Raw genomic sequence first — 21,249 nt, 5'->3', positions numbered from 1 at the left:
TTATGATTCCTCCAATTGCTTTCTAATCACCTGCTCGCCGAGAGCGATGTCAGGTTTATGACCGGTGAAGCGTTCAAATGCTTCAGCCGCTTGTAGTACAAACATTAAAACACCATCAAGTGTATCAAGCCCGTTTGCGGTCGCTTCCCGCAAAAGACGGGTCGGGGTCGGTCGATAAATAATATCACAAATCAAGGCTGTCGTCGCTGTCAATTCAATTGGTGTCTGATCGATGGCAGGAGCCATTCCGACAGAAGTCGTATTGATGATGACATCATATGGCGTCAAATCAAGCGTCCTTGACCACGGAACAGCAGATTGTCCGAATTCAGCAGCCACCTGTTCAGCCGTCTGATTCGTCCGGTTCATGACAGTAACATGACCGGGAAGCATCGGAATAATTCCGCGGGCTGCTCCGCCTGCTCCAATCACCAAACTGTTTTTTGCATTCGTCCGTGTCGCAAGGGCACGGGCAAACCCGGTGCCGTCTGTATTTGCACCGACCAGTTCCTCCCCGTCCCAGTAGACGGTATTGATGGCACCGGCGCGGGCTGCTGCCGGCTCCAGACGATCAAGAAAAGGAATGATGGCTGACTTATGTGGAATCGTCACATTGATTCCATCAAACTGCCGTTTTCTTACCTTCTGAACGAACGCTTCCAGCCCGTCCCCTTCGACATCTAACGTAGTATAACAACCGAAAAGCCCAGCCGCTTTCAGCCATGTTTCGTGCAACATGGGTGAAAGTGAATGGGCAATCGGATGACCGATGACAGCAAATTGCATCAGACAAGCGCCTCACGTAATGAGACAGCAACACCTTTTGGTGCATAGGCAGCAACTCGTCCGCCTTTTCCGTGAACTGCCACCCAACCGAGTCCACTGAAAACGATATCCGTTTTCATGTTGTCGCGTAGACTGAACTCGTGTCGAACGAGCGGCGGAAGCATCTCAAGCGTCTTTTCATTCGGCGGAGATAACAATTCTCCGTTATGATTCGCATACAGATCGTCTGCTTTGTCGAGCTTCGTCCGGTGTACTTTTAAGTCATTTGACATATAGATGACGAATGACCGTTTGTTGCCTTCCATGTAGTCAAGACGTGCCAGACCACCGAAGAACAATGTTTGTTGCGGATGAATTTGGAAGACTTGCGGCTTGATTTCTTTTTTCGGCGTAATCAATTTCAAGTCTCTTGCATCCACATAATGTGCCATTTGGTGATGATTGATGATTCCCGGTGTGTCGTACAGATTACAGTTATCATCGAGCGGGATATCAATCAAATCAAGTGTCGTTCCCGGGAAGTGGCTGACTGTGATGACAGCTTCTTCTTCTTCACCGAAACGTTTGATGACTTGGTTGATCAATGTCGATTTACCGACGTTCGTACAGCCAACGACGTAAACGTCGCGTCCTTTACGGTAATAATCGATTTTTTCCGCCAACTCATCCACACCGTGTCCTTTTTTCGCACTGATCAGATGGACATCGACCGGACGCAGACCAAGTTCTTTTGATGTTTGGCGCATCCAGTTCATCAGACGATTCGGATTAAGTGATTTCGGGAGCAGGTCGGCTTTATTTCCGACGAGCAACACATCATTTTTTCCGACAAACCGGTGTAATCCAGGTAACCAACTTCCGTTAAAATCAAAAATATCGACAATTTTAACGACTAATGCATCTTTTTGACCGATTCCATCTAAGATTTTGACAAAATCATCGTCCGTTAATGCGACGTCTTGAATTTGGTTGTAATGTTTTAGTTTAAAACAACGTTGGCAAATGACCATTTCACGGTCAAGTGCAGATTTAGGCGCATAACCAGGTGCTTTTGGATCCTCTGTTTGGATCGCGACACCACAGCCTGCGCAATTGATTTCTTCCATGTGTGTGTTGAGCCGCATCGGGACTTTCCCTTCTCTATTCAACGTAGCGCCCTGCACGCCACTCCAAGAGCGTAACTTCCGACCTTTCGCCGTACATGTTGCGACTGCTGCCTATCCTTTCATCTACCGGTATGACAGGGTCATTGCTGCTTATCTTGACGAAGCGTTTCAATCGGGTGTTTTAACGCTGCCGGATCTTCTTTGACACGTTGCGTCAATTTGTAGATGCCTTTGCGTTTCATCCGACGGAAAATCAACCGTTCCATCAAGCGATTAAATTTTGTGACGACACCGTCTGTCTTGACGACGGGTTGCACGTGGATGACTTCGATACCTACTGAATTTGCGCCTAACACGTCTGTAAACAGTTGATCTCCAAGGAAGACAACTTCCTTCGCGTGATAACCAAATTCCGTCAACGCGCGTTTAAAACCGATCGGTAACGGTTTACGTGCCGGTGCAATATAATGTAAGCCAAGTGGATCCGCGAATTTCTTGACTCGATCGCCGTTGTTATTCGAGACGATGATGACGTCAAATCCATATTGGTTATTCACCATATCGAGCCATGACACCAATTCGTCTGGAGCATCGGCAATATTCCAAGCAACAAGTGTATTATCAAGATCCGTCAAAATTGCTTTGACACCGTTTCGTTTTAACATCTCTAAGTCGATATCATAGATCGACGCCACAAAATGTTTTGGATAAAGTCGTTTAAACAAGAATAAAACCTCCAGATAATGGTCTAGCTCTATAGTTAAGTTTAAGAAACAGTTATGTTCTTATCGTTCGATTATAGCACAATCCATTTGATAGAGCGACGACCAAAAGAAAACGAAAGAGCACGTGTCTCTTCCGTTTCGTCATTTCTGTTCAATAATAGCGGATCCATAAATAGAGTTGCGAAATAATCAGCGTCACGATGGTGATCGGTGCTCCGTAAAGCAGGAATCGTCCATACGTAAACTTCTCCCCTTGCCGCGTCGCAAGCCCCGCGACAATCACATTGGCTGATGCTCCGATCAATGTCCCGTTTCCGCCAAGACATGCTCCGAGCGACAACGACCACCAGAGGACGTCGACTTGCTGGCTGTCCGGCGACAATCCGATTCCTGCCGCAACATCGTTGATTAAAGGAATCATCGTCGCCACGAACGGAATATTATCAATCGTTGCACTGGCAACACCCGATAACCAAAGAACAGCTGTTGCCGTCGTCTGGATGTCTCCGCCTGTCAACGTAATCGTTTTCTCCGCCAGGAAACGGATGATTCCGACTTCCTGAATGCCGCCTACGAGAATAAACAGTCCGGCGAAGAAAAAGATCGTTGTCCATTCGACCCGGGCGAATACTTCTTCCAGTTGATGGTTGTTTTCAATCGTCAGCAGCATCAAGACGGTTGCGCCGAGAATCGCAATCGCTGGTGCTTCGAGATGAAGACCGATTCGACTGAGCAACGGATGGATGACGAATAAGACGATCGTACTGACTAAGACAATACTGCTGCGCATGACCAGCTTCCGGCTGATGATGTAGCTGTTTTCGTCAATTTCCATTAATTTTTGCTGATCCTCCGGTTCCACGTGCAAATGTTTTCGAAAGACCAGGTACAAAATACCAATCGTCACGACGGTGATTAATACGATCACCGGTGCAAGATTCAACAAAAAAGCATTGAACGTCAAATGCGGATTGGCTGCTCCGATCATGATGTTCGGGGGATCACCAATTAATGTTGCCGTTCCGCCGATGTTGGCAAATAAAACTTCCGCGAGTAAAAACGGGAACGGTTTGATTTTTAAGACTTTCGTAATCGAAAACGTGATGGGAACAATCAACAGAACTGTCGTGACATTGTCTAAAAAGGCAGATCCGAGTGCCGTCAATCCGGACAGTAAAATCAGGATTTTCACGGGATCTCCCTTTGTTTTCTTCGCCGCCCGAATCGCGATGTATTCAAACAGGCCCGATTGGTTGGCAATCGTCACTAAAATCATCATCCCGATCAATAAGACGATTGTTCCCCATTCGACGTATTCAAACAAGGCAGATTCCAAACGGACGATCCCGAATATCACCATTGCTAGCGCACCTAACAGGGCGACGATCGCCCGGCTGATTTTTTCACTGATGATCAAAGCATAGGTCACTAAAAAAATGAATAAGGCCCCGTAAATTTGAAGCGACGAACCCGACGCTCCCGTAAATAATAAAACCTGCATGACAGATTCCTCCTAAGCATGACGAAACGCTCCCTTCGTGACGGGAGCGTCTTCATTCATGAATTCCAATAACCGATGCGGTTCCCCATTAAGACAGGACCCTGAATGTTCGATTCTAACGTCATCGCATCTTTCGGGCAAATCAAGACGACCGTCGAACCAAATGAGAAATAGCCGAACTCGTCACCTCGTTTGACTTCCCGGTTTTGATTCGTCCGGACGATGGTGTTCACGTTCAAAGCACCGACCATCACATGCTCCAGTGCGTGTTTCCCGTGCGTGATACGGGTGACCCGGCGATAGTTTCGTGTCAGCGGCCGTTTTCCATATTCAAGTCCCAGATCATTGACCGGTGCCGAATCACGTCCGAGTGTATAGCTCGTCCGGACGGTTCCGTCGATTGGTACATGTACCCGGTGATAATTTTGCGGACTGAGATAAAAGATCAATACCCGTCCACCGATGTAGTTCTGGGCCTCGTGATGCGAACCGAGCAACTCAGATACCGAATACGTCTGCCCTTTGACGGTAAAACGACTGTCTTCCGTCAAATCCTCGACAACGGATAAGACACCGTCACATGGGCTGACGACTGCCTGTGCCGACTCGTCAATCGGACGGACGGTTTCCTTTAAGTTCCGGACAAACAAATCATGCAGCGTCTTATACGACTCAAGCGGCTGATCCGCCTCCTGCATCTGTAAGTCATACATTTTAACAAACGGTCGAATCAGCGGGCGGCTGACCGGACTCATCGCAAAGCGCCGCAATTGTCTTGCGACGGACGGATGACCGTTCAATTCAAACAGTTGCGTAAAGAACCATTTTTTAATCATTTAAATCACCTGACGACTCTTCCTCGGAATTTTTCACGGCTTTCCCTGCGAAAAATTCTTTATACGCGTCTTCTGTCTGCTCTCCGGATACGCGGCTGATTTCTTTTCCATCTTTGAAATGAACGACAGTTGGTGTTCCTTCGATCCCAAACGTGTCCCAAGCCGACTGTTCGACGGCTAAGTCAATTTGTTCAAATGGAATATCCTGTTTTTCACCGAGTGGTACTAAGTACGGTTTTACTTTTTCACAGTGTACGCATCCCGTCTGATAAAAATACGTATAAAATTCATCACCGGACTTCAGCTTATCCGACACTTGACTCGCAGTTAGGTTTCCGTTTTTAGAGGCGGTATCCTCTCGATCCGTAAACAGTAACATCGTCGCCCCGATTAAGACGATCAGCGCAATCACACCAGCCGTAATCCAATTGGCTTTCGATTGCGGTTTTTTGGTTGGTTTCACACGGTTAGATTTCTTTGACACAGTATCCCTCCGTCATTTTGGCAACAGCCATTTTTTCTGAATCATTATAGCATGCCCCTCTGCAAGAATCGTATCGATTTGCAAAGCGTCATCAATCAGTAACAGATCGGCACGTTCACCTGGTTGGATGTTCCCTCCGGAAATACCATAGGCCTCGGCGACGTTTGACGTGACCGTCTGAATCGCGTCCTTGAAATGCACGCCATGCTTCACTGCTTCACGGACCGCATCCAACATCGAGGTCGGTTTTCCGGTTTCAAGACGAAGCAGTTTCCCGCTCTCGTCAAAGGCAGGCAGGCTTGCACCGGCGTCACTGGACATCGTAATCCGGGTCAAAGGAATACCGGCAGCAAGAGCACGGTGAAGCGCCTGTCCTGCTGGAATTTCCCCTTCTTTAATGAATGCTTCCGTCGTACAGGTCGTAAAATCAATACGCCCGCCTTGTTTCGCCCAACGTAAGCCGGCTTCAAAAATCCGTTCACTACGGTTGATGTGCGTTGGCAAAAATTGGGTAATCGGAATATCCGTCATTTCGACTACTTCTTCGAGCAGAGCAAGGGCGCGTTTCCCGTCGCCGATATGGACATTCATCGTTCCCCGCACTCCTTTTAAGAGACCGGCAATCCGTGCTTGCGAAGCAAGACGTGACAACTCATGGACCGTCGGTTGGGTGGAACGATGATCATTGATCGCAATCTCACCAATTCCGATGACTTCGTTAATCAACAGAATATCTTCAGCAATCGACGGCGTAATCGAAACCGGCGGGACGGCGTAACTGCCTGACAAGAGAAAAGAACGGATTCCTTGGCTCGTATAGCCCCGCAAGTGTGCGAGCAAATCGATTCCTGTTCGTGTCCAGCCATCTGTTCCAAGCAATCCGACGACGGTCGTAACACCTGCTTCGAGAAAATCAGTGGCCGAAAGCGGAGGTGTCCGTGTTGCAAAACCACCTTCCCCGCCCCCGCCGATTGGATGGACGTGTCCATCGAGCAGACCCGGGATCAGTTGTTTCCCCGTCCCGTCAATCGTCTGAGTAATCAGCCGTTCATCCACCGTATAGGAACCGATGGCAAGAATCTTCCCCGCACCAATCAGTACATCCGTCGCTTCACCGGCTACTGTTACATTTTTAAGTATTATCATCACTTGCCTCCCAAATCATAAAAAGCGAGCCTATCGTCCAAATGACGATATCTCGCTTTTACCTTATTCTGCCTTTGTCCCTTGAACAAGACCAAGATCTTCATTGACTGCATCAAGTGCGAAGACGACAAGTGAAGTCACGACTGACATAGCTGTCGCGAATCCGAAGTTATACGTGACTGCATCGACCGCTGATACGATGAACACGGCTGTGTTCACGAGTAAGAACGACCAGAAGAATGTAACGAGAAAACGCATTCTTCCCCCTCCATTTCTTAACTTACTTTTTAATGTCCTACGTTTCGTAGTATATCATTTTTTAAGGGAACGGACAGCTTTTCTCCGATTTTTTTAAACGCTTTCCCGAATTCAAAAAGCAGACAATTTTAGATATTTTTCGATGGATTATGCTACAGTAAGCGTAATGAATCCAGAGTGGAGTGAGTATCCCATGCAACGTCATCTGATCGCCGTCGATTTGGACGGCACATTATTACGCGACGACAAAACCATCAGTCAGGCCAACTTACACGCATTGAGAACGGCACGCGAGAACGGCCACGAAGTCGTCATCGCCACCGGACGTCCTTTCCGGCACGCGAAACGCTATTACGATGAACTCGGATTGACGACACCGATCGTCAATTTTAACGGCGGACTGGTTCACCATCCGCATGATCCACATTTTGAAGTCAGCCATCATCCGATTCCGCTGAAAACCGTCCAGCACATCCTGGAGTCGGTATCGGACTCGAAAACACAAAATATCGTGTGTGAGGTGACCGATCATGTTTACTTCCAAAATGATCCGGTCGGAATTTATGAATTCTATACAGATCATGCTTTATCCGTAACGACCGGCGATTTACGAAAGGTTCTGCAACACGAACCGACATCGCTCCTGATTCATGCGAAAGGTGAACATGTCCAGGACATCCGGTCCGAACTTTCGAGCATTCATGCGGAAACGGTCTTGAACCGTCAATGGGTCAAACCGGAATATATGGTCGAGGTCATGCGAAAAGGTACGAGTAAAGCAATCGGCTTACACCAAATTTCACGTCATCTCGGAATCGAACAAAAACAGATCATTGCTTTCGGAGATGAAGAAAACGACTTGGAAATGCTCGAGTACGTCGGGCATGGTGTCGCGATGAGCAACGCCATCGGAGCACTGAAACTGGTTGCCAACGGTACGACGAAATCGAACCAGGAAGACGGAATCGCTTATTACCTGAAACATGTGCTCGGCCTGATTTAATCTCATGAACAAAGCCGGCTTCTCTGTCCATCAGACAGAAAAACCGGCTTTGTTGTTTCACTTTACCCTTTACGGAAGTAACCGACGACAGAGTCTGTCGCGACGACGTTGATGAACACCGTTTCGTCTGCATCGCGGCAAATCCGTTCAATATCGCGCAACTCATGCCGTTCGATGACCATCATCAGCGTCGACTTCTCAGCCCGTGAGTACGTCCCGATGGCCGGCATCTGAGTAATTCCGCGAATGATGTGTTGATGAAGTGCCGTCGTGATATCGTCGGCATGATTCGTAATGATGAAAATCGTCAACCGTTGATTGCTTGTATGAATTTCATCGACGACTTTCGACGTGACATAAATGAAGACAATCGTATACAGTGCCGTCGACCAACCAAACAATGCTCCTGCAAGGATTGCAATCAAAAAGTTCAATACAAACAGGTATAATCCCACGCTCCGGTCGGAGAAACGGGCAAAAATCAATGCCACGATATCAAAACCACCCGTAGATGCCCCGAATTTAATCGTAATTCCGGTTCCGATTGCCAGTAAGACCCCACCAAATACGGCATTGAGCGTTTGATCACCCGGAATAACAGCATACTGAGGAATAAGTCCGATAAAAATCGTTGTCGCCAAAACCGATATCAATGTAATGATGGTAAAACTGCGTCCGAGCATGATCCATGCTAAAACAATCAATGGCAGATTCAAGACTAAGAACCAGACGTTTTCCCCGAAAGCAAACGCCGTCCCTTGTAACACCTGCGTTAAAATCTGGGCAAGTCCCGTAAATCCTGTCGAGTAAACACCACTTGGAATCAAGAACCAGTTCATCGCTACTGCGATGACGAACCCGCCAATCGAGGCGACAATCACTTTTAGCATACTTTCCTTTACAACCGCTGTCACACCTTGTTCTCCTCTCATTCGTAAACTATCTTGGAACACTTTAGCACATAACAAATGTGTCCGGATAGTCAAGATGATGAAAGAATTACATTTCTTTTTTTTGGTAACGCTCTCATTTTCAGAAGTTGAACACATTCTTCCTCAGACGAAAAAAGGGGGCAGATTTGACATCCGTCCCCCTTTGTTTCATATCCGGTAAAAATCCGTCTTTTTTCGGGTTTTCTTAAACAGTCATCGAAGCTGGAATGGTAACCGCACCTTCTGCCGGGACTTCAACCGGTTCACCGTGAAGCTGTAACGTAAAGGCTTCACCTACGTTTTGTTCAATGCACACTTCGTTCTGCTTGACCTGAACGAGAATGTGATGTCCACGCCATTGCATCCGGAACGAATAACTCGTCCAGCCCTTTGGCAACATCGGTTTGAAGGACAATGTCCCCTGCTCGACACGCAGTCCGGCAAATCCGTGAACGATTGACATCCAGGATCCGACCATCGACGTGATGTGGAGACCATCTTCCGTATCGTTGTTATAGTTATCAAGATCGAGCCGTGCCGAACGTTGATAGAGTTCCATCGCTTTTTCTTCATAACCGACTTCAGCCGCAATGATCGAATAGATACAAGGTGAAAGTGATGATTCATGGACCGTCCGTGGCTCATAAAAATCAAAGTTTTTCTTCTTCTCTTCGATCGAGAAACGATCCGTCAGGAAATAGAGTCCTTGCAGAACATCAGCCTGTTTGATGAAGACAGAACGCAGAACACGGTCCCACGACCAATTTTGGTTTAACGGTAGGTGTTTTGGATCAAGATCCGCGACCATAATCTGTTCCTTATCCATGAAACCGTCTTGCTGCATGAATACATCCGGAACAGAATCGTCTTTCGGATAATACATTTTCTGATCAATCTCGGCCCAGTGAGCTAATTCTTCTTCCGTGAGAGCCAATTGATGCATCAATTCTTCGAGGCGTGCCGGTTCTTCCTGCTCCAGGTGACGATAGACTGTCTGCGCATACTCGAGACACCAGGCAGCCATTAAGTTCGTATACCAGTTGTTATTGACGTTATTTTCGTATTCATTTGGTCCAGTGACACCAAGAATCATATAAACATCTTTATGCGGGACATAGTTGACGCGACTCGCCCAGTAACGTGCGATTTCAACGAGCACTTCAAAGCCGTATTGTCCGAGGTAAGAGGTATCTCCTGTGTAGTTCGTATAGTTATAAATCGCATGGGCAATCGCACCGTTCCGGTGAATTTCTTCATGCGTAATTTCCCACTCATTGTGGCACTCTTCCCCGTTCATCGTCACCATCGGATATAAAGCACCCTTCATTCCGACATTTTTATCCGCATTTTCTTTCGCTTGCGGGAGTTGGTTATGACGGTACTTCAACAAATTCCAGGCAACCTCCGGCTTCGATGTCGCAAGATAGAAGTTCAGGCAATACGCTTCTGTATCCCAGTAAGTCGCCCCACCGTATTTTTCTCCCGTAAACCCTTTTGGCCCAATGTTCAGGCGGGAATCTTCGCCTGTGTACGTCTGGAACATATGGAAAATGTTAAAACGAATTCCCTGTTGGGCTTCGATATCCCCTTCAATCTTCACGTCCGCTTCTTCCCAGTGCTTCAACCAGGCCGCTTCATGTGCTGCAAGCACATTGTCAAATCCGCTCTCAAAAGCGTCATTCACGTGTTTCATCGCCTGTGCCAGCAAGTCTTCAATCTCATAATCACGATTCGTGACGAGGGCCACTAACTTTTCAGCCGTCACTGCTTCACCGGCCGGTACCTGTTTCGTGAAACGATTGGCGACATATTGTAATGTACTTTCAAGCACTTCGCATCTCGCACCTTCGACATCGGTAATCATCGCCGCCGTGACATGCCAGTCCAACTTCTTCGTTTTTGACGTGACGTAAGCAAACCGTTCTTCCACGCCGTGCTCGACCGGAAGCCAGAATTTCTCGTCATAGTTAGAATCTTCGTTTTCGACGTCGGCGTCGAGATAGGATTCGATGACGACTTCCGCATCAAAGTTGACCGGTGTGACCGTGTAACGAAGTGCAGCTAATTCCTTATCAACGATCGAGAAGAAGCGTTTCGACTCAATTTTCGTTTCCTCGATTCCGTTTCGGATCAGCATCGTCCGTGTCAGAACACCGTGTTGCATGTCGAGTTCCCGTTTAAAATCGACGACTTCCCACTCGTTTAAATCGACATTCTTGCCATTGATCGAAACACGAAGTCCCATGATGTTGACGGCATTCAAGACTTTGGCGAAATATTCCGGATAGCCGTTTTTCCACCAGCCGACCCGTGTTTTATCCGGGTAGTAGACGCCCGCGACGTACATCCCTTGATGCGTGTCTCCCGAGTAGTCTTCTTCAAAATTTCCGCGCATTCCCATATGACCGTTTCCGATCGCTGTCATCGATTCAGCAAGCCGGTTGTCTTCCGGATGAAAACCCTGCTCCGTAATTTTCCATTCATTGATATCAAACAATCGTTTCATGATTAGTCGCTCCCTTATTCTTAATCACATCGATGCTTAGGCATCTTTTTGTAAGCGTTTTAATTTTCTCTACATTCTTTATTCTACACATAATCATCGTTAATGCAATCGTTTGCACGAAAATAAAAATCTTTTTCCATCCGTCCTGTCTTTTTGGATCACGGAGAGCTTTCGTGTCCTTTTCCGCACAAGAAAACACCACCTGCCGCGAACGGACAAGTGGTGTTTTCTTGAATAACATTCATTTTATTTTGCCGTGCCGCCGCAAGATTGACGAACAACTAGATAATGAGGAACGATGACACGTTTTCCATAAGGTGTCGCCTCTTCGTTCATTTGTTCGATCAGACAGTTTGTTGCTTCAAATCCTAAACCGAAGATGTTAATTTCAACGGAGGTCAACGGCGGACTGGAAAATTCCGCGATGAACAGATTGTTGAAACTGACGACAGCCATCTGATCGGGTACGCTGATTTCCATCTCATTTAACGTACTCATGACACCAAGCGCCATCATATCATCACTGACGACGACAGCCGTCGGCGGGTGCTCAAGCGACATCAATCGTTTGACGGCGTCTGCTCCTCCGGTCGTCATGAACGGTGCACTGACGATATATGATTCGTTGATCGGAAGACCTTCCTCCATCAAAGCTGTCTTGTATCCACCGACCCGTTCCTGAGTGACGGCTAAATCCTGGGATCCCCCGACAAACGCGATGCATTCATGTCCAAGTTGATGTAAATATTTCGTGACTTCGCGCCCCGCAAGATAGTTGTCGGTATCGACATAGGTGACATGCGAGGAGTCACTGAATGGTTTCCCGACAACGACGAACGGAAACTTCGAATCCTGTAAAAATTGAACGACCTTGTCATCCGTCCGAGAATACAAGACCACGACACCGTCGACCCGACGACCCTGAACCATCGAGACGACACCTTCGTAGACTTCTTCTTCCGAAACCCCTGTCGTCATATACAACGAATAACCGTTTTGATGTGCTTTTGTGCTGATTCCGCGAATTACTTCCGAGAAAAATGGATTTTGCAGTGTTTTTGTTGCTGCACTGGGCATGACAAGACCGATGGCCTGAGTCGTTCGATTAGCAAGACTCCGGGCATGGACGTTCGGATAGTAGCCGAGTTCCTCCATCGCCTGACGGACACGTTCTTTTGTTTTTTGACTGATGCGCGGACTGTTGGCAATTACACGTGAGACCGTAGACGGTGCAACGTTCGCTTCTCTTGCGACATCCTTGATTGTTACTTGCATCCCTTTCACCTCATCATTTCCCTACAAATGTATTTTAGTGTGTTTCCTTTGTCCGATTGATCCGTCGTCGATGGACGAATAAAATGATTAAGGCAAGGATCGGAGCGATTGAGCCGATCGCAACGAGCGACATCCAGTTGACCTGCGAATGTTCCACGACATATCCATTGGCACTGCCCGCATCAAGCGTTACTTCATAGGCATCTCCGTCTTGACGTACGACGTCAGAGAACAATAGCCCCCGCAGACGTTGATCGTCACCGATTTCTGATGCTTTCACGCGCAATGTCGTTTTCTTTTCCCCTAAATTGATGGCATATAGGACAGACTGATCTTTGACTTTTCGTTCGAAGACCGCCATATGGTCCGTTTTCGCCACCAACCGCTGTTTCCCAGTCTCAAAAGCAGGATAGTTCTTGCGCATCTTGTTTAATGTCTGCACATATTCCTGCATCTTATCGTTTTTATCGAATTCCATCATCATTCGGTTTCCCGGATCTTCTCCACCGGGCATCGCGACTTCTGTTCCCTGGTAGACGATCGGCATGCCGGGTGCTGCATATAAAGCGAATAACGCTAAACGCAATTGTCGTTCCTCATCCGCGGCTCCACCGATTTTCGCTTCCGTAATAAAGCGTTTTAAATCATGATTATCAATAAAGTTCGCTAAGGACATCGCTTTCGGATTAAACGTAGTATCTCGATTATAAACCGAATCTAATTCTTCCGCCGAACCATTTTTCCGGGCAAACTGATCCTTGATTCCGTAGTAAAACGGGAAGTTCGTCACAGAATCAAATCCCAGTTTCGAATAGATCGCAATCTTACGCGGATCACCGTCAAATACTTCGCCTAATAAAAAGAGATCCGAATGCTCTTTTTTGACGGCCGGGATGAATTTTTTCCAAAAAGCCGGCGGAACATGACGGACCGTATCGAGTCGGTAGCCGTCGATTCCGGTCTCATCCACCCAGTAGTTCGCAACGTCAATCAAATACTTGACGACCTCTTTATTTTCCGTATTGAAATCCGGTAAATCAAACAGCCAATTGTTCTCGACTTCCGCCTGATTGTTCCAGTTCATGATGGTCTGTTCTTTATGGAACCAGTCCGGTTTTTCTTTTACGAGTGGATGGTTCGGTCCGAGGTGATTGACGACTAAATCGAGCACCACTTTCAGATCACGTTTGTGTGCCTCTTTGACTAACGTTTTAAATTCTTCTTTTGTTCCGAAATGCGGATCGATCTCATAATAATCATCCGTCCAATATCCGTGATAGCCGTTTGGCCGGTTCTTGAAAATCGGCGTCAGCCAGATTGATGTAAATCCTTGATCCTTGATATAATCCAGACGCTTTGTGACACCTGCTAAGTCCCCGCCTTGAAACGCTTTTGGATCATCGGGATTTGCTTCTAAGTCATTACTTTTGTCACCGTTCTCAAACCGGTCAACCATGATGAAATACATTCGTTCTTTTTCCCATCCTGCAGCTTCGCTTGTCTGTGGAAACGTTCCGATAGACAAGAGAAGCGGCAAGAGGAGAAGCATCACGCCTCGTCTCATGCCGCTGATTCCCCCTTGATTGATTAACCTTTCGTTCCGCCTGCCGTCAGTCCAGATACGAAGAAACGCTGGAATGCGAAGAACAGAAGAACGATTGGTACTGCTGATAATACGGCACCTGCCGCAAACAATGTGAAGTTATTATCGAATTGCTCTGAAACCATGTTGTACAGTCCAACAGCGAGTGTCTGTTTCTCCGGCGAGCGGAGAACAAGTGACGCCAGGATGAAATCGTTGAACGGTGCCATGAAGTTGAACAAAGCGATAACAGCTACCATTGGTTTTGCAAGTGGAAGAATGATCTGCCAGAAAATCCGAAGATGTCCTGCCCCATCCATCCGCGCCGCTTCATCCAGTTCTTTTGGTATTGTATCAAAATATCCTTTTGCAAGATACGTGTTCATTGGAATCGCTCCCCCTGCATACAGAAGAATCAATGCCAAATGCGTATCAAACAATTGCAACATGTTCAACAGAACGTAAATTGCGATAATGGCAACGAATTGCGGAACCATCTGCAAGACGAGGAACAAGATCAGTGAATTCTTACGTCCGACGAACCGGTAACGTGAGAAAATGTAACCTGTCAACGTAATCAGTGCGACGGAAACGACCATCGTAATGACAGCGATTTTGATAGTATTCAGATACCACATGCCATAATCCGTTTGTGTCGCATCAAATAAATCAAAGTAATGGATCAATGTCGGATTGCTCGGGAAGATGTCCGAAGTGATGCTTTTCCCCGGGTTGAGCGATGTGCCGACAACCCAAAGGAGCGGATACACGATAATTATCGAGGCGATCGTCAAAATGAGGTATGACAACGCCATATTGATTCGGTTTTGTTTTCTCATTAGATCATATCCTCATCTTTGAATGATTTTGAACGTTTAAACTGAATGACGGCAATCGTCATGATGAAGAACGACAGCACCAGTGTAATCGCGGCAGCAAATCCGTACTGCGGATTCGAACCAAGTGACAGTTTGTAAATCCAGGAGATCAGGATGTCTGTTCCACCGGCCGATTGACCCGGAACAGCCGGTCCCCCGTTGTTAAAGAGATAGATGATGTTGAAGTTATTGAAGTTGAACGTATATTGCGTAATCAAGATCGGTGCTGTTGCAAACAAGATCATCGGCAATGTGATCAGGCGGAATTTTTCACCTGACGTCGCACCGTCAATCGTTGCCGCTTCATACAAATCTTCTGGAATCGACTGCAGAATCCCTGTCGTCAATGTCATGATATACGGGAAACCGAGCCACCACTGAATACCAATCAGGGCTAAACGCGTGTACGTCGGATCTGTCATCCACTCGACACCGCTGTCGAGTCCGATTGCCGGTAGCAGTGTCGTATTAAAGACACCAAACGTCTCATTGAACATGGAGCGGAAGATGAGGATTGTGATGAATGCCGGTACAGCCCAAGATAAAATCAAAATCGAACGGAAGAAACGTTTTCCTTTTAGTCCTTTTTGATTCAACAAGACCGCAAGACCAATCCCGATTGCGATGACACCTGTTGTCGAAGCGACCGTCCAAACGAGTGTCCATCCGAGTACGCTGACAAACGTGTCGCGGAAGATGTCGACCGTAAAGATGTTCAGGAAGTTTTGAATCCCAATCCAGTCAACGAGTTTCGCCGGTGGTGAATTATTGAATTTATAGTTCGTAAAGGCAATTAAAAACGTGAAAATCAAAGGTAAGACGACTGTGAAGACAAGGAGAACCAACGATGGAATCAGCATCGCGTACGGGAAACCGTTATCTCGGAAGTTCCGTAGCTGCATTTTCAAAGAAGGAACTTCTAATTCCAAGTCACGGAGCTTACCGATTCGATACGCATCGATAAAGTTCCAGACGTAAATGGCGATACCAAACACAAGCAGAATCAATGCAATGATTCCCTCGACCATCAAGAAGATCGAGTGATCCCCCCTTACGCCTGCTACCTCACCGAGTGTAATCAATCCCCAGATCGCTCCGCGATCTCCGGGACCGTTCCCAGCACCTTTAAAAAACAGTTCGAAGTTAACTAAAAAATACGATAGGACGACGATAAAAAATGTCGCACCCTTTAAAAATTGTTTATTGTACAGTTGCCCCATTCCTGGAACAATCGATATCGCTGCTGCAATCGTCCGGTGATTCGTTTTTGGCTTTGGTGTTTTCGTGGGTTGTGGTGTCGCAATGGCCGCCATCGTCTGTTCTCCTTTCCAAAGGTCATGTCTGACCTCAGGCTTCTCTTCCAACCATAAAGATAAGGGGGAATCCAAGATCCCCCTTTCTTTAATTCTGTGTCAGTCATTCAGTTGATTATTGATTGTTTGCTTCGATTTGTTGCTTGATTTGTTTCACAGCGTCATCAGCTGATTTTTGTGCATCTTGTTTGTTTGTTGCAACAAGTTGAAGTGCTGCTGCCATCGGCTCCCAAACTTGACCCATTTCAGCGATGTTCGGCATTGGTACACCGTCTTTAGACTGTGCGAAGACGGCTGCTGCCACTTCGTTGTCTTTGATCGTTGCATCTTCTTGAAGCGAAGTGACCGGTGGGATCTCGTTGTATTTCTCAAACATCGCTTTCGCGTTTTCTTCACCCGTTAACGATTTGAGGAATTTTTCTGCCCATTCTTGGTTTTCCGAGTAAGCTGAAACAGCATACGTCTTCACGCCTACGAATGTTTTGATTGCTTCACCGTTTGGAAGCTTCGGAAGTGCTGAAGCACCTAAGTTAATCCCTTTTTCTTTATAGCTTGCGACTGCCCATGGTCCGTTCATGACTGCGACTGCTTTCTTGTCGCCGAACAATTGGTCCATTGCTTGACCACCGCCACCGCCGATCAAACCTTTCGGGAAGAGCCCCTCTTTATACCATTTACCGATGTAATCCATTCCTTCAACTGCACCTTTGTTGTTGAGACCGATGTCAGCAGGATCAAGTTTTCCACCGTTATCTTTAAAGACGTATCCACCGTATCCACCGATTGGACCGTGTGCGAAGTAGAAGTTATCCCAAAGTGCGAGGAAACCGTATTTACCATCTTTTTTCTGCTCTGTTGAGATTTTGTACAGGTCATCCATTGAAGCCGGTGCTTCTTTTAACTCATCTTTGTTGAAAAGAAGGATTGGTGTTTCAACTGCTTTAGGATAACCGTAAACTTTACCGTCGAACGTAACAGCTGATTTAGCTGTATCGATGAAAGGTTCGAGTGCTTTTTCGCCGTCTTTGAGTTCAGCAATCAACCCTTGGTCAACAACTGTTCCGATTTGGTCATGTGGAAGAAGAATGATATCCGGACCTTTTCCTGCAGGACCGTCAAGAGCGACTTTCTTTTGTTGATCTGTCATTTTAACTTCTTTGACTTCAACTTTGACGCCTTCTTTTTCCTCAAATGCTTTAGCAGCGGCTTTAGTTGTTTCCGCTTTTTCTGTATCTTCCCAGATAACGATTTTCGTTGGTTTTTTACCGCCTTCTGAACTTGTATCAGAAGAACCTGAATCTGTTCCGCCGCCACATGCTGCAAGAGCACCGATTGCCATGACAGATACTGAAAGACCTGCTACTAATTTTTTGATTTCCATGTTCGAAAATTCCTCCCCAAGTTAACGTACGAATGATAAGTTCTGATGCACAACGTTTGCATAAAGGCACAACCATTTTCTCATGATAACAACCGAGCGGTTGTAAGCGTTTTATGAAAACGTTTGCATCACCTTTACATTTTTATTATACAATCTAAAATCCTTTTGACAAGTCCTTTTCTTTAAATATTTCCTTACATTCAAAAAAGATTTTTGAAAAGTATTCTTAAAAATCGTTCGGGCGCATTAGTTAAATGATTTTAAAAAGAAAACGTTTACATTTATCTCATTTGCACAACTAAGTGCAATCGATTGCGCTAATGTAGAAGGATTCCCTGTCTCCTCTTGTTTTTTTCTGGAATTCCAATTGACTTTAAGAAAGCGCTTCACTATTCTTAGGTCGAGGACAATTATATTAGAATGCAAGCGATTGCACATAGGGAGTGACCAAAATGCTGAAAGAAGCTGTTTTCCACCGCGCGATGTCACCGTTCGTCTATAAGTATGATGACAAAACCATTCACGTTCGACTGCAGACGAAAAAAAATGATGTCGACCATGTTGATCTTATCTGGGGAGATCCGTACGACTGGCATACCGAAAATCCGGATGATGCCGATTGGAACTTTGATCCGTCCAAATCAAACTATTGGAATACTTTCGAAACCCCTATGAAACGGAGCGGGTCAGATGAGTTATTCGATTATTGGTTCATCGATGTAGTCCCTCCTTTTCGCCGACTTCGTTACGGATTCCGGCTTCATGATGGACATTCGAGTCAAGTCTTTACCGAACGTGGCTGGTTTGATGAAAAGCCGCTAGATGATACCGGGTACTACTTCTGTGTTCCTTTTTTAAACAAAGTTGACGTGTTCCACGCTCCGGACTGGGTGAAGGATACAGTATGGTATCAAATCTTCCCTGACCGCTTTGCCAATGGAGATTCGACGAATGATCCGGCCGGTACCCTTCCATGGAACAGTACGGCACCTACAACGACAAATCTGTTCGGCGGTGATTTCCAAGGCGTCATTGATAAAATCGATTACTTAGTGGATCTCGGCATCACAGGCATTTACTTCTGTCCAATTTTTGAAGCCAAGTCGAATCATAAATACGACACGATTGATTATTTGGAAATCGATCCACAGTTCGGAACTAAAGAAAAATTTAAGGAAATGGTTGATTTACTGCATGCAAATGGAATTCGCATCATGCTGGATGCTGTCTTCAATCATGCCGGTTTCCACCATAAAGCATTCGCCGATATTCGGGAACACGGCAGCAATTCTTCTTACCGGGATTGGTTCCACCTCCGCAACTTCCCGCTCGTAACCGAGCCGATGCCGAACTATGACACGTTTGCGTTTGTTCCGGAAATGCCGAAGTTCAATACGGAAAATCCGGAAGTAAAAGCATACTTACTTCATGTCGCCCGTTACTGGGTCGAAGAATTCGGAATCGACGGCTGGCGGCTTGATGTTGCCAACGAAGTCGATCATGCCTTCTGGCGTGACTTCCGTTCTGTCGTCAAGGAAGCGGATCCGGAGACGTATATTCTCGGTGAAATTTGGCACGATTCACAGGAATGGTTGCTCGGTGACCAATTTGATGCCGTTATGAACTATCCGTTCACGAATGCTGCACTTAATTTCTTTGCACTCGATAAGACATCTGCTTCCACCTATGCCAATGACATGTCGCATGTCTTATTCTCAAACACGGTCAACGTCAACGAAGTATCGTTTAACTTAATCGGTTCACACGATACGCCACGTGCTTTGACCCGTGCCGGGAACGACAAAAACAAGATGCGCCTGTTGCTGTTATCCATGCTGACCTTCTCCGGAAGTCCGGTCATCTATTACGGAGATGAAATCGGACTCGACGGTGATCAGGATCCGGGTTGCCGAAAATGTATGCCGTGGAATCCGGAAGAGCAGGATTTGAATCTGTTGATGTACACGAAACATCTGCTTCAGTTACGAAAGCAGCACAGGACACTTGCCAATCACGGACAGATTTCATTCGTCCATGCCGACGATGAAGCCAATACCATCGTCATGCGTCGTATGAGTCAGGATGGGACGTATTACGTCTATTTCAATAACTCGAATCATCAGGCGACAATCCCGGCTCCTCAGTCCGGCCAAGGAATGGATCTCTTTTCGAACACACCACTTCCTTCATTAGAAGTGACGCTCGCTCCGTATACAGGAACTATCATTCAAGTGATTTGATTTTCAGACAGACTTTTTGCCCCTCAGCAAAAGTCTGTCTTTTTTCATTTCTGTGACAAACCCGTTAAGGTATTTGATTTAGGGTAAAGGAAAAAGAAAGGAGGGAAAACTCTCTCATGGAAATATTTCTTTATGCGGGATTGATTCTGATCGGCTTGTTCGTCGTCAGTTATCTCAGCGAACGGTTTCACCTCCCGAGCATTCTTGCCTTTATCCTGATCGGAATCATACTTGGTCTTTATTATGATTTGCCGGAAGAATTAAAACTCGGCGGAGAAGCAGGCATCATCGTCTTGTTTTTCCTGCTCGGTCTGAAGTTTTCGGTCGCTGATTTATTAATCCAGTTTCGCAACATCTGGAAAGCGGGACTGATTGATCTTCTGTTATCGTTTGGCGGTACCTTCCTTTTGACTTTGGCCTTCGGATTTTCGGTACCCGAGGCATTTTTAATTGGCTGTGTTCTGTATGCAACAAGTTCGTCGATTTCTGCCCGCCTGCTCGACCGCGAACCGGATAAACACAAAGACGTGAATCGGTTTGTTCTCTCGTTACTTATCTTCGAAGATTTAGCGGCGCCTCTCTTATTAACAAGTGCCCCCTTTGTTCTCGGAACACAAGAGTTCACCTTCGTAAAAGTCGGAACGATTTTTCTTGGATTTATTTTCTTATTCAGTGCTCTGATTTTTTTAACGGTCTTCATCCGTCAAAAATCGAGAGTCGTCGATTCTCTTTACCGTCACCCGGATGCCGGCATCGGAATCATCGGCTTAATTTTGACTTTTTCAGGAATCGGGATCATGTTTGGTTTATCCGAAGTCCTGGGTGCGTTTATCGTCGGGATTTTATTAACGGAAATTAAAGAGACACGTTATTTAAAAAGACTGGTAACGCCTTTCCAAGATTTACTTTTACCCTTGTTTTTCATCTCGTTCGGCATGTCGTTTGAATTGACGGAAGGGCTCCCCTTGGATTGGTTTTTCGTTGCCCTCGTCGTTTGGGGACTTCTTTCTAAATTCCTGGTCGGTTTTTTAGGGGGACGAGCGTTTGGTCTTTCCAACTACCATGCGATTGAGTCCGGATTCTGTTTAGGACCACGCGGAGAATTCTCTATTTTATTCATCACGCTTGCGAGCGGAGCTTTTGTCACATTGACCGGATTGTATATTTTTGTTTCCGCTTTTCTTGGAATCATGCTATTTCGAATCTCAACCGGCCTGACGGATCGTACTCATGCGACTGCTCAAAAAATCAAACAAAAAATCAAGTGAATCATAATAGGACCTTCCGGCAGATTTCC

Annotated in this window: 18 protein-coding genes; 3 read left to right on the top strand and 15 right to left on the bottom strand. The window is 46.3% G+C overall.

All coding sequences use genetic code 11. The features are described 5' to 3' along the window. From aroE to N7U64_RS08160, 8 genes are all read right to left on the bottom strand, one after another. The gene (aroE, locus tag N7U64_RS08195; RefSeq protein WP_318929287.1) at positions 1-786 is read right to left on the bottom strand and encodes a shikimate dehydrogenase; all 786 of its coding nucleotides are present in this window, start codon (positions 784-786) and stop codon (positions 1-3) included. Continuing rightward, positions 786-1,892 carry a ribosome biogenesis GTPase YqeH gene (gene yqeH, locus N7U64_RS08190; RefSeq protein WP_026829033.1) on the bottom strand — a complete coding sequence of 369 codons (1,107 nt, stop codon included), beginning with the start codon at positions 1,890-1,892 and terminating at the stop codon, positions 786-788. Before yqeH ends, aroE begins: the two co-directional genes overlap by 1 nt. A 140-nt stretch (positions 1,893-2,032) precedes the next feature. Beyond that, positions 2,033-2,617, bottom strand: a complete 585-nt coding sequence (locus N7U64_RS08185) for a YqeG family HAD IIIA-type phosphatase (protein WP_026829034.1) — start codon at positions 2,615-2,617, stop codon at positions 2,033-2,035. A 151-nt stretch (positions 2,618-2,768) separates the two neighbouring features. Beyond that, the gene (locus tag N7U64_RS08180; RefSeq protein ID WP_214765564.1) at positions 2,769-4,118 is read right to left on the bottom strand and encodes an ArsB/NhaD family transporter; all 1,350 of its coding nucleotides are present in this window, start codon (positions 4,116-4,118) and stop codon (positions 2,769-2,771) included. Positions 4,119-4,174: 56 nt separating this feature from the next. Next, the gene (locus N7U64_RS08175) at positions 4,175-4,954 is read right to left on the bottom strand and encodes a phosphatidylserine decarboxylase (protein ID WP_318929286.1); all 780 of its coding nucleotides are present in this window, start codon (positions 4,952-4,954) and stop codon (positions 4,175-4,177) included. Continuing rightward, positions 4,947-5,438 (bottom strand): thioredoxin family protein, encoded by a 492-nt coding sequence (locus tag N7U64_RS08170; RefSeq protein ID WP_318929285.1) that lies wholly within the window; start codon positions 5,436-5,438, stop codon positions 4,947-4,949. Before N7U64_RS08170 ends, N7U64_RS08175 begins: the two co-directional genes overlap by 8 nt. A gap of 12 nt (positions 5,439-5,450) precedes the next feature. Next, positions 5,451-6,584 (bottom strand): beta-aspartyl-peptidase, encoded by a 1,134-nt coding sequence (gene iadA / locus N7U64_RS08165; protein WP_318929283.1) that lies wholly within the window; start codon positions 6,582-6,584, stop codon positions 5,451-5,453. A gap of 63 nt (positions 6,585-6,647) precedes the next feature. Next, positions 6,648-6,842 carry a YjzD family protein gene (locus N7U64_RS08160; RefSeq protein WP_318929282.1) on the bottom strand — a complete coding sequence of 65 codons (195 nt, stop codon included), beginning with the start codon at positions 6,840-6,842 and terminating at the stop codon, positions 6,648-6,650. A gap of 193 nt (positions 6,843-7,035) precedes the next feature. Between N7U64_RS08160 and N7U64_RS08155 the strand changes: the two genes are divergently transcribed. Then, a complete protein-coding gene (locus N7U64_RS08155) occupies positions 7,036-7,845 on the top strand; it encodes a Cof-type HAD-IIB family hydrolase (protein WP_012369662.1) in 810 nt (269 codons plus the stop codon). 62 nt (positions 7,846-7,907) lie between these two features. Here the strand turns inward: N7U64_RS08155 and N7U64_RS08150 are convergent, their stop codons facing one another. From N7U64_RS08150 to N7U64_RS08120, 7 genes are all read right to left on the bottom strand, one after another. Continuing rightward, complete coding sequence (locus tag N7U64_RS08150; RefSeq protein WP_012369661.1) at positions 7,908-8,759, bottom strand: YitT family protein; 852 nt, start codon at positions 8,757-8,759, stop codon at positions 7,908-7,910. 223 nt (positions 8,760-8,982) lie between these two features. After that, positions 8,983-11,283, bottom strand: coding sequence for a glycoside hydrolase family 65 protein (locus tag N7U64_RS08145; RefSeq protein ID WP_318929278.1), 2,301 nt, complete (start codon positions 11,281-11,283; stop codon positions 8,983-8,985). A gap of 246 nt (positions 11,284-11,529) precedes the next feature. Continuing rightward, complete coding sequence (locus N7U64_RS08140; protein WP_012369659.1) at positions 11,530-12,558, bottom strand: LacI family DNA-binding transcriptional regulator; 1,029 nt, start codon at positions 12,556-12,558, stop codon at positions 11,530-11,532. A gap of 34 nt (positions 12,559-12,592) precedes the next feature. After that, positions 12,593-14,122: an alpha-amylase family glycosyl hydrolase gene (locus N7U64_RS08135; RefSeq protein WP_318929276.1), complete on the bottom strand. Its 1,530-nt coding sequence runs from the start codon at positions 14,120-14,122 to the stop codon at positions 12,593-12,595. A 23-nt stretch (positions 14,123-14,145) separates the two neighbouring features. Then, positions 14,146-14,979, bottom strand: a complete 834-nt coding sequence (locus N7U64_RS08130; protein WP_012369657.1) for a sugar ABC transporter permease — start codon at positions 14,977-14,979, stop codon at positions 14,146-14,148. Further along, on the bottom strand, positions 14,979-16,331 hold the full coding sequence (locus N7U64_RS08125) for a carbohydrate ABC transporter permease (RefSeq protein WP_290830004.1): 1,353 nt from the start codon (positions 16,329-16,331) through the stop codon (positions 14,979-14,981). The genes N7U64_RS08130 and N7U64_RS08125 overlap by 1 nt, the downstream gene beginning before the upstream one ends. 115 nt (positions 16,332-16,446) lie before the next feature. Beyond that, positions 16,447-17,706 carry an extracellular solute-binding protein gene (locus N7U64_RS08120; RefSeq protein WP_234944605.1) on the bottom strand — a complete coding sequence of 420 codons (1,260 nt, stop codon included), beginning with the start codon at positions 17,704-17,706 and terminating at the stop codon, positions 16,447-16,449. A gap of 458 nt (positions 17,707-18,164) precedes the next feature. On the opposite strand from N7U64_RS08120, the gene N7U64_RS08115 reads away from it, so the two are divergent. Further along, positions 18,165-19,952 (top strand): glycoside hydrolase family 13 protein, encoded by a 1,788-nt coding sequence (locus N7U64_RS08115; protein ID WP_318929272.1) that lies wholly within the window; start codon positions 18,165-18,167, stop codon positions 19,950-19,952. A gap of 116 nt (positions 19,953-20,068) precedes the next feature. After that, complete coding sequence (locus tag N7U64_RS08110; protein WP_290830001.1) at positions 20,069-21,220, top strand: cation:proton antiporter; 1,152 nt, start codon at positions 20,069-20,071, stop codon at positions 21,218-21,220. The last annotated feature ends 29 nt before the right edge of the window (positions 21,221-21,249 follow it).

Origin of the sequence: Exiguobacterium sp. K1 (assembly GCF_033721435.1) — a bacterium.
Lineage (GTDB): Bacteria > Bacillota > Bacilli > Exiguobacteriales > Exiguobacteriaceae > Exiguobacterium_A > Exiguobacterium_A artemiae.
Note: the sequence above shows the minus strand (reverse complement) of the source record. Positions and strands in the feature narration are given on the sequence as shown.

Coding starts and splice junctions, on each gene's coding strand:
- aroE (WP_318929287.1), bottom strand. CDS start 786: ATGCAATTTGCTGTCATCGGTCATCCGATTGCCCATTCACTTTCACCC.
- yqeH (WP_026829033.1), bottom strand. CDS start 1,892: ATGGAAGAAATCAATTGCGCAGGCTGTGGTGTCGCGATCCAAACAGAG.
- N7U64_RS08180 (WP_214765564.1), bottom strand. CDS start 4,118: ATGCAGGTTTTATTATTTACGGGAGCGTCGGGTTCGTCGCTTCAAATT.
- N7U64_RS08175 (WP_318929286.1), bottom strand. CDS start 4,954: ATGATTAAAAAATGGTTCTTTACGCAACTGTTTGAATTGAACGGTCAT.
- iadA (WP_318929283.1), bottom strand. CDS start 6,584: ATGATAATACTTAAAAATGTAACAGTAGCCGGTGAAGCGACGGATGTA.
- N7U64_RS08160 (WP_318929282.1), bottom strand. CDS start 6,842: ATGCGTTTTCTCGTTACATTCTTCTGGTCGTTCTTACTCGTGAACACA.
- N7U64_RS08155 (WP_012369662.1), top strand. CDS start 7,036: ATGCAACGTCATCTGATCGCCGTCGATTTGGACGGCACATTATTACGC.
- N7U64_RS08145 (WP_318929278.1), bottom strand. CDS start 11,283: ATGAAACGATTGTTTGATATCAATGAATGGAAAATTACGGAGCAGGGT.
- N7U64_RS08140 (WP_012369659.1), bottom strand. CDS start 12,558: ATGCAAGTAACAATCAAGGATGTCGCAAGAGAAGCGAACGTTGCACCG.
- N7U64_RS08135 (WP_318929276.1), bottom strand. CDS start 14,122: ATGAGACGAGGCGTGATGCTTCTCCTCTTGCCGCTTCTCTTGTCTATC.
- N7U64_RS08130 (WP_012369657.1), bottom strand. CDS start 14,979: ATGAGAAAACAAAACCGAATCAATATGGCGTTGTCATACCTCATTTTG.
- N7U64_RS08125 (WP_290830004.1), bottom strand. CDS start 16,331: ATGGCGGCCATTGCGACACCACAACCCACGAAAACACCAAAGCCAAAA.
- N7U64_RS08115 (WP_318929272.1), top strand. CDS start 18,165: ATGCTGAAAGAAGCTGTTTTCCACCGCGCGATGTCACCGTTCGTCTAT.
- N7U64_RS08110 (WP_290830001.1), top strand. CDS start 20,069: ATGGAAATATTTCTTTATGCGGGATTGATTCTGATCGGCTTGTTCGTC.